Raw genomic sequence first — 9578 nt, 5'->3', positions numbered from 1 at the left:
GGGGCGCCCGCGGCCTGCCCGGCGCCGCGCGCCACGCGGCAGACGTTGATCAGGTTCCAGGGCGAGCCGGCGGCCAGGCCATGGCGCTGGCAAAGCCATTCGCCCAGAAGAATCCAGCGGATGGCCTCCAGCCGCGTGCCTTGGCGGGCCACGTCCGGCGGCAGCCACGGCTCGAGCAGCCACAGCGTGTAGCCCAGGTTGCCGGCCACGCTTTCCAGCAAGGTGAACGCATCGCTTTCGACGGCGCAGATCAGCGCTTCGCGAAGGTCGGCCAGCACGCCGCGCACGGCGGCGGGCCGCTCGGCCGCGGCGATGCGCCCTTCCACCAGCTGCGCCCGCATCACCAGGGCGCGCAGGTTGTGGAACTCGCAGGCAATGCGCGAATTGACGCGCCACACCGCGCCCGCGGGCTGCTGCGCTTCCACGCTCAGCTGGCGCAAACCGGCCTGCGCGCGCGACAGGCGGCGCGCCTGGTGGTCGCACCACACCAGGCCGATGCGCGCCAGCGCCAATGCCACCTGCTCGCGCGCATCCAGGCTGCCGGCCAGCTCGCGCACCAGGGCACGCAAGGCGCGCCGGGCGGCATCCACCTCGCCGGCGCGGCGGGCATGCCGGGCCACGAAGAACTGACGCCAGGCCCGCGCCAGCCGCTCGTGCGGTGCCAGCCGCAACTCGGACAAGGCCTGCAGCGGTCCGCCGCGGCGGGCCTGCCCTTCCTCTTCGCTGCGCTGCCTTGCATCGAGCAGCGCATACCAGCGGTCCAGGTCGTCTGCCATTAAGGGCGACGCCATGGCCGGCGAAACGGCCGTGCGCGCAGCCGCGCCTTCGATGATGCGCGGCCCGGCGAAGCGGGCGAGGTCTTCCGGCGTGGCGGCGCGCTCGCCCATGCGGAAACGCAGGCGCGCGAGCGAGCCCGGCGCCAGCCAGAAGGGCCCGCGCGAGCGCCCGCGCAGCGAGAGCGTGTCGGGCGCCAGGCTGAGGTCACTGCCCCACCCCACCTCGACGGACGCGTCGCGGTACATGGCGAACACTCGCGTGAGCGCCATCGGCAGCGCCGCTGCCGAATCAAGCTGGGCCGCCACCTCCGGCGCGGCGACCGCCCGGGCTTCTCCCTGCGCCCCAGCGCGCACAGCCAGGGCGGCCAGCAGCCAGACCGCCAGGCGCCCGGCCGGCTTGCCGCCCACCGAGAAGGGCCGCTGGATCTGCACGTCGATGACAGGGCCCGATTCGCTCATGTGATGTTTGTGATGACGGTGATGAAGATGACGTCCCAGGCACTTGGCGTGCCGGTGCGGCAGGCCGATAGTGCCAGTCCTGCCCTGCTTCAACCCACTCGACCAGAAAGATTTCTTCCCATGAGTTGCGAAACACCATTCATCGGCACACCTGTCCGCCTTTCGCGCCGCACGCTGCTGCTCGGCAGTGCCTGCGCCGGCCTGGCGCTGGGCCAAGGCGCCCTCGCCGGCGCGGCCCAGGCCCAGGCCCAGGCCGGCGCCGATGTTCAGGCCCGGCTGGCCGATATTGAAAAGCGCAGCGGCGGCCGCCTTGGCCTGCATGCCATCGACACCGCCACCGGCCGCGCGCTGGGCTGGCGCAGCGAAGAGCGCTTTGCCATGGCCTCGACTTTCAAGATGCTGCTGGCGGCCGCGGTGCTGCACCTGCATGAGCGCACGCCGGCGGGCGTGCTCGAGCAGCGCCTGCCGGTTCGCCAATCGGACCTCATCGCCCACTCGCCCGTCACCGCCTCGCATCTGGCCAACGGCTTCATCACCGCCCGCCAGGCCTGCGAAGCCACGGTGCAGGTCAGCGACAACGCCGCGGCCAACCTGTTGCTGCCCCTGGTGAACGGGCCGGCCGGGCTCACGGCGTTCCTGCGTGAACACTGTGGAGACGCCGTCACCCGGCTGGACCGAACGGAGCCCACGCTGAACACCAACCTGCCAGGCGATCCGCGCGACACCACCACGCCCGCCGCGATGGCGCAGACCATGCGCCGCCTGCTCACCGGCCCGGTGCTGGCACCCGCCTCCCGCGAGCAGCTGATTGGGTGGCTGGTGGGCGCGACGACCGGCATGGCCCGGCTGCGGGCCGGCCTGCCGAAGGATTGGCGCACCGGCGACAAGACCGGCACCGGCGCCAACGGCGCCGCCAACGACGTGGCCATCACCTGGCCTGCGGGCCGCGCACCGATCGTGATGGCGGTCTATCTCAGCGGATCGAGCCGGCCCTCATCGGTTCTGGATGCCACGCATGCGCAGGCGGCCGGCGTGGTGGCGGAGGCGTTCACAGGCGCGCGGCGGTAGCGAGCCGCGCAGGGTGAGTTCAGCGCCCCGGCCGCGCCACGAACTCGGCTTGCGGCTTGCCCTGCGCATCCACCAGCTGCAGGCGATCGCCGGACACGCGCCAGCCCGTGGTGGCGTTCAGCGCCTTCAGGTACGCCTGCTCCTGCGCCATCGACGGGCAGGCCATCATCGTTGCGGCGGGATGATCGAAGCGCAGGCTGGTGCCGCTTTGGGTGTAGCCCGAGGTGAACTGGTTGCAACCCGCAAAGCCCGAGGCGCGGCGCTGCGCAGCGTCCAGCACCAGGTTCACTTCACGCACGCCCGCCGGCATCGGAACCGCCTGGCCGCCGAGGCTGGCCAGGCGCCAGTTCGTGCCTTCCAGCGGCACGGACGGCGCGCCTTTTTCGGCCGCGGGCGATGACGCCGGGGTGGTGCATGCGGTCATGGCAAGCAGTGCGGTGGATGACAGGACGAGCGAAACAGTGCGCAGGCTGAGACTTTTCTTCATGGCGGCATCCTACCCCTGGCTTGCCGGCCCCCAAAAAGAAAAAGCGCGCGACGCCGCCCGGGCATCGCGCGCTGCCGCACCCGTGGGTGCGGGGGACGTGAATGTGCGACCTACCTGCCGCCCATCGACGCCTCGATCTGCTTTTGCACCTTCTCGAGGTTGAAGGAGCCCGGCGTCTGGCTGGGCGGATAGTCCTTCATGGTCTTGAGGAACTGGGCGGCATAGGCCTGCATGGGCGCGATCAGGTAGACACGCGACAGGAACCAGTCGTTGTACGTGTTGGAGGCGTGCTGCGATTTCTCGAACGGGTCTCGCCGCAGGTTGAACAGCAGCGGCACCCGCAGCTCGGTGAAGGGCTCGCGCCACACGCCGAAGCCCACGCCCCGGTTTTCCAGGAACACGGCCTTCCAGTCGTCGTAGCGGATGGCCACCACCTGGCCGTCGTCGTTCACGTACATGAACTCGTGGCGCGGCGATTCCTTGGCCTTGCCGGTGAGGTAGTCCAGCTGGTTGTGGCCGTCGATGTAGTTCTTGTAGCTGCGCCCGTTGAGCGACACGCCCTTGGCGAGCTTGTTCTTGATCTGCGGGTCGCCGGCGATGGCGGCAAAGGTGGGCAGCCAGTCCTCGTGCGCGACGATGCCATTGAGCGTCTTGCCCGCCGGGAAGTGGTCGGGCCAGCGCACGAAGGCGGGCACGCGGTAGGCGCCTTCCCAGTTGGAGTTCTTCTCGCTTCGGAAGGGCGTGGTGCCGGCGTCGGGCCAGGTGTTGTAGTGCGGTCCGTTGTCGGTGGAGTACATCACGATGGTGTCCTTGGCGAGCCCCAAGTCGTCCAGCTGCTTGAGCAGCTGGCCCACCATGGCGTCGTGCTCGATCATGCCGTCGGTGTACTCGTCGTTGCCCTTGTGGCGGTTGGCCTGCTTCACGTGCGTGCGGAAATGCATGCGCGTGGCGTTCCACCACACGAAGAAGGGCTTGTCGGCCTTCTTCTGGCGCTCGATGAAGTCCTTGGCCGCGGCCAGGGTCTCCTCGTCGATGGTTTCCATGCGCTTCTTGGTCAGCGGGCCGGTGTCCTGGCACTTGCCGTCGGACTTGCACTTGAGCACGCCACGCGGACCGTAGACTTCCTTGAACTTCTTGCCGTTGGGCATGACCATGTCGGCCGGGTAGTCCTCGTTCTCGGGCTCTTCCTCGGCGTTGAGGTGATAGAGGTTGCCGACGAACTCGTCGAAGCCGTTGGCCGTGGGCAGGTGCTCGTCGCGGTCGCCCTGGTGGTTCTTGCCGAATTGGCCGGTGGCGTAGCCCAGGCTCTTCATCACCGTCGCCATGGTCACGTCGGTCTTCTGCCAGCCTTCCTTGGCGCTGGGCAGGCCCACCTTGGTCATGCCGGTGCGCACCGGCACGTTGCCGCCGATGAAGGCAGCGCGCCCAGCCGTGCACGACTGCTGGCCGTAGTAGTCGGTGAAGGACAGGCCTTCACGGGCGATGCGGTCGATGTTGGGCGTGCTGTAGCCCATCATGCCGCGGTTGTTGTGGCTGATGTTCCAGGTGCCGATATCGTCACCCCAGATGACCAGGATGTTGGGCTTCTTGCCGTTGCCGGCCGCAGGCGCTGCGGTCTTGGCGGGTGCGGCTGCAGGTGCAGCCTTGTTGTTCTGCGCGGACGCCTGGGACACGAGGCCCAATGCTGCCAGCGCGAGCGCAGGCGCGAGTAATAGACGCTTCCAGTGCAATCTCATCAGTTTCCCCTTCTTTTGTTGTTTGCCGGTGCCAAGGCAGCGCCGGGCCAGCCGGAGGGTAGCAGACCCTCGCGTCAACAGGGCCCGCTGAAATCGAAGGAAACGCCGGTAACGCGCCCCCGCCTAGAATCTCTCCCCTTTTTCGCTATCAATTTCCCATGGACGTCGTCGTCAACGAAGAACTTAAGGCCTATATCGATCCCCTGACGTCCGAGGAATACGAGGCGCTCGAACGCAGCCTGCTGGCCGAAGGCTGCCGCGATGCATTGGTGCTGTGGGGCGACGTGCTGGTGGACGGCCACAACCGATACTCCATCTGCAAGAAGCACGGGCTGCCGTTCCAGACGGTGCAGAACACGCGCTTCCAGTCGATGGAGGACGTGCACCTGTGGATGATCGACCAGCACCTGGGCCGCCGCAGCATCTCCGACTTCCAGCGCGGCGTGCTGGCCTTGCGCAAGCGGGAGATCATCGCCGCCCGGCGCGCACAGCGCATGGCCGAAACGGCGGCGCCGGCCGAATCCGGTGCACCGCCGGAAGCCGCACCCGCGGCGGCGGACCCCGCCCCGGCAGATGACGCACTGAACACGCGCGAGTCGCTGGCCCGAGCGGCGCGCCTGCGCAGCACGCAGGTGGCGATGATCGAGAAGATCCATCAGAGTGCCGCGCCCGAGGTGGTGGCTGCGGTGAAGTCGGGCGAACTTTCTCTCAACGCCGCGGCTGCCGTGGCCAGCCTGCCGGCCGAGGAGCAGGCTGCTGCCGCGGCCGGCGGCAAGGACGAACTCAAGCAGGCCGCCAAGCGCGTGCGCGAGGCGCGCCGCAAGCCGCCGCGGGAGAAGGACGTGGACGCAGGCGCACAGGCCGCCGAAGCGCAAAGCGATCCTTCGCCGGCCAGCGCGGCCGACAGCGAAGAACTCGTCACCCTGCGCAAGCGCGTGGCCGAGCTGAAGGCGGAGAACACCAAGCTCAACGCCGAGATCGCGGTGCTGCGCAAGCAGGTGCTGAACCTGCTGGACAAGCCCGCCGCCGATGCACCGCCTGCCCCGGCCGACGCCGAGGCGGACGCGCCCTTCTAGGGCGCAGCCGCCTCAGGCCCTGCGCTCAATCGTCCAGCGCGATCACGTCGCGCCCCTCGGCCTGCGCGAGCAAGCGCGCGATGGCCTGGGCCGCGATCTCCATGCGCTTGACGTCCTGCGCCTGCAGGTGCGGGCAGGCCTTGGTGCTGAAGCCGCACAGGCTGCCGTAGAGCCGGCCGTCGGCCAGGCGCACCGGCACGCCCACATGGCCGCCAAGCTGTTCATACATGGGCGGCAATTCGTACGCGTCGACCACTTCGCGCACATTGCAGACCACCGGCGGAAAGCGGCCGTTGGCAATGTGCCAGCACAGGCTCGCATCCAGCGGGTGCCCGCCGCCGACCTCGATGAGCGTCATGCCTTCGCTCTGGGACACATGCCGGAACACGCGCTGGTCGTTCACAAACTCGCCGACGAACACGACTTCGAGTTCCAGCGTCTCGCGGATCAGGTTCAGCATGTCGCCGACCGAGCGCTCGACGATGGACTTGGCGTGTTCTGAGTGCATGCGGCAATTCTGGCACCGGCCATGCGAAGCGCCATGCATGGCCGGCAATACCCCACGGCGGCAATCGGTCGTGCACCGGCTCGTCCGGCCACCCCCCACGGAGCGGCCGGGGATTGCCCAGCACCCATGGCGCAGGCGGGCGGCCTTCAGTCCCGGTCTGGGGCGCCCAGCGGAAAGAGCGGACGATAGGGCCGCCCCTCCTCCACCGCGCGGGCGAAGGACGGCCTCGCCAGCAGGCGGGTGCGGTAGGCCTGCACCCGCGGGTACTTGTCTGCGATCCGGTGCGTCCAGTCCGCATAGAACAGCGCTGGTGCTGCGCCGCAATCCGCAAGCGTGAAGGCTTCGCCGGCGGCCCACGTGCGGCCGTCGTCCAGCCGCCCCTCGAGCCAGGCGTAGGCCTGCTCCAGCCTTTGCTCGGCCACGGCGCGCCCCGCCTCCTTCGAATGCGGATGCCGGCCAAGCGCACTGTCGACTGCGTACTGCACGGCCGACATCACGTACAGATCGAAGAAGCGGTCCAGGAAGCGCACGTCCAGTGCGGCCAGCGGGTCCTGGGGCAGCAGGCGCACCGGGCCGGGGTGGGCGATCTGCAGGTACTCGACGATGAGGCTGGTCTCGAGGATGGTGCGCTCGCCATCCAGCAGCATCGGGAAGCGCGCCATGGGCCAGCGCCTCAGCCACTCGGCCGCATGTTCGGGCGTGTCGGGCCCGATGACGCGGTAGTCGAAGGCGGTACCGTTCTCGTACAGCGCGATGAGCGCCTTCTGGGTGTACGAAGAAAAGGGATGACCGTAAAGCGCGAGTGCCATGCTTTTGTCCATACCACTTGTGAGTTGCAATTGGTTGGACCATACTCCTACCACTTGCAAATCGCAAGCATCAAGAACCGGAGGCGACCATTTCACACACGGAACGATCGGGCTGCCCCATCAACCTCGCGCTCGAGCAGTTCGGCGACCGCTGGAGCCTGATCGTGATTCGCGACGTGATGTTCGGCAACCGGCGCAGCTACGGCGAGCTGCTGGCCCAGAGCGAGGAAGGCATCGCCTCGAACATCCTGGCCGACCGGCTCAAGCGCCTGACGGCATCGGGCCTGCTGACGCGCACGCCCGATCCGAACCACCGTCAGAAAGGCATCTACAGCCTCACCGAGCCGGCGATCCAGCTCGTGCCCCTGCTCTCGCACATGGCCGCCTGGGGCCGGCGGCACACCCAGCCGAGCCGCGAGCTGTCGGTGCGCGCGGAGCTGCTCGAAAAAGGCGGCCCCGAACTCTGGGACGCCTTCATGGCCGAGCTGCGCCACCTGCACCTGGGCAAGCGGCGCCCGGCGCGCTCGGTGTTCGGCGAACTCCAGGCCGCCTATGAAAAGGCGATGGCGCGCAAGCCTGCACCGCGCACGGCCGGAAGGCGATGACCGCCTGGCCGGGACGTGTGCCCGGCCCCATAACTCCATCGAAAGCGGCCCTGTCCGCTGGCGCATCCGGCAAGCGGCGGGTATGGTGATTGCCCATTTCCTCTTCATGAACTCCGGGTTTGTCCTATGGTGAATGGCATCGACTCAAGTGAAGGCACCGACCGCTTCCGCATGCTGGTGGAAGCCGTGCAGGACTACGCCATCTACATGCTGGACACGCACGGCATCGTGCGCAGCTGGAATTCGGGCGCCCAGCTCATCAAGGGCTACCAGGCCGACGAAGTCCTCGGCAAGCATTTCGGCATGTTCTTCCGTGCGGAAGATGTCGCGGCAGGCCTTCCTGCCAAGGAGCTGGCAGATGCACTGGCGCACGGCCGCACCGAGGAAGAGGGCTGGCGCGTGCGCAAGGACGGCACCACCTTCTGGGCCAACATCGTCGTCACGCCCATCTACGGCCCCGAGGGCGACCTGCGCGGCTTCACCAAGGTGACACGGGACATGACCGAGCGGCGCCGCCTGAAGGAACTGGAGAACTCCTGGCAGCGGATGAACGAGTTCATTGCCATGCTGGCCCACGAGCTGCGCAACCCGCTCGCGCCCATCCGCAACGCCGTCTCGATCCTGCAGATGGAGCCGGCGCCCAGCCCCACGCTGCGCTCGTGCCGCGAGATGATCGACAGGCAGCTGTCGCACCTGACGCGGCTGATCGACGACCTGCTGGATGCCGGCCGGCTCACCAGCGGCAAGATCCGCATCCGGCCGCAGCGCGTGTCCTTCAACGCCGTCGCCGCGCAGGCGGCGGAAGCCTGCCGCCCGCTGATGGAGGCGCGCTTGCACAAGTTCTCGCTCGAGCTGCCCTCCGAGGAGCTGTGGGTCCATGCCGATGCCACGCGGCTGGCGCAGGTGATACAGAACCTGCTGGGCAATGCCGCCAAGTTCACGCCCGATCGCGGCAGCATCGCGCTGGCCGCCTGGCTGGAGGGCAAGCGCCTGAAGGTCGAGGTGCGCGACAACGGCGAGGGCTTCGAGCCGCAGGCGGCGCAGCGGCTGTTCGAGCTCTTCACGCAAGGCGACGGCGCGCGTCCGATCCGTGAAGGCGGGCTGGGCATCGGCCTTTCCCTGGCGCGCTCGCTGGTGGAGATGCACGGCGGCTCGATGACGGCGCGCAGCGAGGGCGTGGGCAAGGGCAGCGTCTTCTCCTTCGAGCTGCCCGGTGCCGATGTCGTGCAGCGTCCGGCCCATGCCCCGGGGCCTGCGCTGGTGCTGGTGGTGGACGACAACCGCGACGCCGCCGACAGCCTGTCGGAACTGCTGCGCCTGCTGGGCTACCGGGTGAGCGCCGCCTATGACGGCGAGACGGCCCTGGCCCTGGCCATGCGCGAGCCGCCGCTGGCGGTGTTCCTCGACCTGAACATGCCCGGCACGTCCGGCCGCGACGTGCTGGCTGCGCTGCGCGAGATGCCGGCCTGCCAGGCGGCGCACGTCACGGCCGTCTCCGGCTACGGCCTGGAAGACGAGAAGGCGGGGCGCGCCAACTTCTCCGGCTTCGACGCGCGGCTCCAAAAGCCGGTGGAGCTGCCCGCGCTGCGCTCGGTGCTGACCTCGCCGGCATTTCCCGGGCAGCCCACGGCGATCTCGATCTGAAACAGAATCATCTTCCCCAACCATCGAGGAGGCCCACGTGGACGCCCAGAGCCTGCAGATCTACATCGTTGACGACGACCGGGATTCGGCAAACTCCCTGGCAGACCTGCTCACCCGAATGGGCCATCGGGCCACCGGCTGCTACGACGCCAGTACGCTGCTGGAGCTGACCCGACGCGACAAGCCCGATTGCGTGCTGCTCGACATCGCCATGAAAGGCATGGACGGCTTCGAACTCACGCAGCGGCTGCGCACCGAATACGGCGACGACATCGTGCTCATTGCCGTCACGGGCGCGCCGCCGGACAGTCCGTCGGTGCAGTCGACCTTCGAGCTGGTCGACCACTACTTTGTCAAGCCGGTCGACCTCCAGAAGCTCACCAACATCCTCGCGCTGGGCTGAACGGCCC

10 protein-coding genes are annotated in these 9578 nt (G+C 68.5%); 5 read left to right on the top strand and 5 right to left on the bottom strand.

The window, feature by feature from the left end:
• Positions 1-1235: hypothetical protein (locus tag VSO01S_RS18250; RefSeq protein ID WP_068644237.1), on the bottom strand; the 1235-nt coding region annotated here is incomplete at its 3' end.
• 120 nt (positions 1236-1355) lie between these two features.
• On the opposite strand from VSO01S_RS18250, the gene bla reads away from it, so the two are divergent.
• On the top strand, positions 1356-2303 hold the full coding sequence (gene bla, locus VSO01S_RS18245; RefSeq protein WP_084241953.1) for a class A beta-lactamase: 948 nt from the start codon (positions 1356-1358) through the stop codon (positions 2301-2303).
• Between the two features lie 19 nt (positions 2304-2322).
• On the opposite strand, the gene VSO01S_RS18240 is transcribed toward bla, so the two are convergent.
• Together VSO01S_RS18240 and VSO01S_RS18235 are read right to left on the bottom strand one after the other, a co-directional pair.
• On the bottom strand, positions 2323-2790 hold the full coding sequence (locus tag VSO01S_RS18240; protein WP_068644236.1) for an META domain-containing protein: 468 nt from the start codon (positions 2788-2790) through the stop codon (positions 2323-2325).
• Between the two features lie 110 nt (positions 2791-2900).
• Positions 2901-4526, bottom strand: coding sequence for an arylsulfatase (locus tag VSO01S_RS18235; RefSeq protein WP_084241952.1), 1626 nt, complete (start codon positions 4524-4526; stop codon positions 2901-2903).
• A gap of 158 nt (positions 4527-4684) precedes the next feature.
• On the opposite strand from VSO01S_RS18235, the gene VSO01S_RS18230 reads away from it, so the two are divergent.
• The gene (locus tag VSO01S_RS18230; protein ID WP_068644235.1) at positions 4685-5602 is read left to right on the top strand and encodes a ParB N-terminal domain-containing protein; all 918 of its coding nucleotides are present in this window, start codon (positions 4685-4687) and stop codon (positions 5600-5602) included.
• A gap of 25 nt (positions 5603-5627) precedes the next feature.
• Here the strand turns inward: VSO01S_RS18230 and VSO01S_RS18225 are convergent, their stop codons facing one another.
• A complete protein-coding gene (locus tag VSO01S_RS18225; RefSeq protein ID WP_068644234.1) occupies positions 5628-6110 on the bottom strand; it encodes a GAF domain-containing protein in 483 nt (160 codons plus the stop codon).
• A gap of 146 nt (positions 6111-6256) precedes the next feature.
• Complete coding sequence (locus VSO01S_RS18220; RefSeq protein WP_068644238.1) at positions 6257-6919, bottom strand: glutathione S-transferase family protein; 663 nt, start codon at positions 6917-6919, stop codon at positions 6257-6259.
• A 29-nt stretch (positions 6920-6948) separates the two neighbouring features.
• Here VSO01S_RS18220 and VSO01S_RS18215 point away from each other — a divergent pair, with 29 nt between their 5' ends.
• The 3 genes from VSO01S_RS18215 to VSO01S_RS18205 all read left to right on the top strand — a co-directional run bounded on the left by VSO01S_RS18215 (position 6949) and on the right by VSO01S_RS18205 (position 9571).
• The gene (locus tag VSO01S_RS18215) at positions 6949-7524 is read left to right on the top strand and encodes a winged helix-turn-helix transcriptional regulator (RefSeq protein ID WP_373282908.1); all 576 of its coding nucleotides are present in this window, start codon (positions 6949-6951) and stop codon (positions 7522-7524) included.
• Between the two features lie 129 nt (positions 7525-7653).
• The gene (locus tag VSO01S_RS18210; RefSeq protein ID WP_161944453.1) at positions 7654-9168 is read left to right on the top strand and encodes a PAS domain-containing hybrid sensor histidine kinase/response regulator; all 1515 of its coding nucleotides are present in this window, start codon (positions 7654-7656) and stop codon (positions 9166-9168) included.
• Positions 9169-9205: 37 nt separating this feature from the next.
• Positions 9206-9571 (top strand): response regulator, encoded by a 366-nt coding sequence (locus tag VSO01S_RS18205; RefSeq protein ID WP_068644231.1) that lies wholly within the window; start codon positions 9206-9208, stop codon positions 9569-9571.
• Positions 9572-9578: the final 7 nt, after the last annotated feature.

This window comes from Variovorax soli NBRC 106424, assembly GCF_001591385.1.
Taxonomy (GTDB): Bacteria; Pseudomonadota; Gammaproteobacteria; order Burkholderiales; family Burkholderiaceae_C; genus Variovorax; species Variovorax soli.
The sequence above is the reverse complement of the archived record's forward strand: the minus strand, read 5'-3'. Positions and strand labels throughout refer to the sequence as shown.

Bases quoted from the DNA above. Each gene is read 5' to 3' on its own strand.
- bla (WP_084241953.1), top strand. From the start codon at position 1,356: ATGAGTTGCGAAACACCATTCATCGGCACACCTGTCCGCCTTTCGCGC.
- VSO01S_RS18240 (WP_068644236.1), bottom strand. From the start codon at position 2,790: ATGAAGAAAAGTCTCAGCCTGCGCACTGTTTCGCTCGTCCTGTCATCC.
- VSO01S_RS18235 (WP_084241952.1), bottom strand. From the start codon at position 4,526: ATGAGATTGCACTGGAAGCGTCTATTACTCGCGCCTGCGCTCGCGCTG.
- VSO01S_RS18230 (WP_068644235.1), top strand. From the start codon at position 4,685: ATGGACGTCGTCGTCAACGAAGAACTTAAGGCCTATATCGATCCCCTG.
- VSO01S_RS18225 (WP_068644234.1), bottom strand. From the start codon at position 6,110: ATGCACTCAGAACACGCCAAGTCCATCGTCGAGCGCTCGGTCGGCGAC.
- VSO01S_RS18220 (WP_068644238.1), bottom strand. From the start codon at position 6,919: ATGGCACTCGCGCTTTACGGTCATCCCTTTTCTTCGTACACCCAGAAG.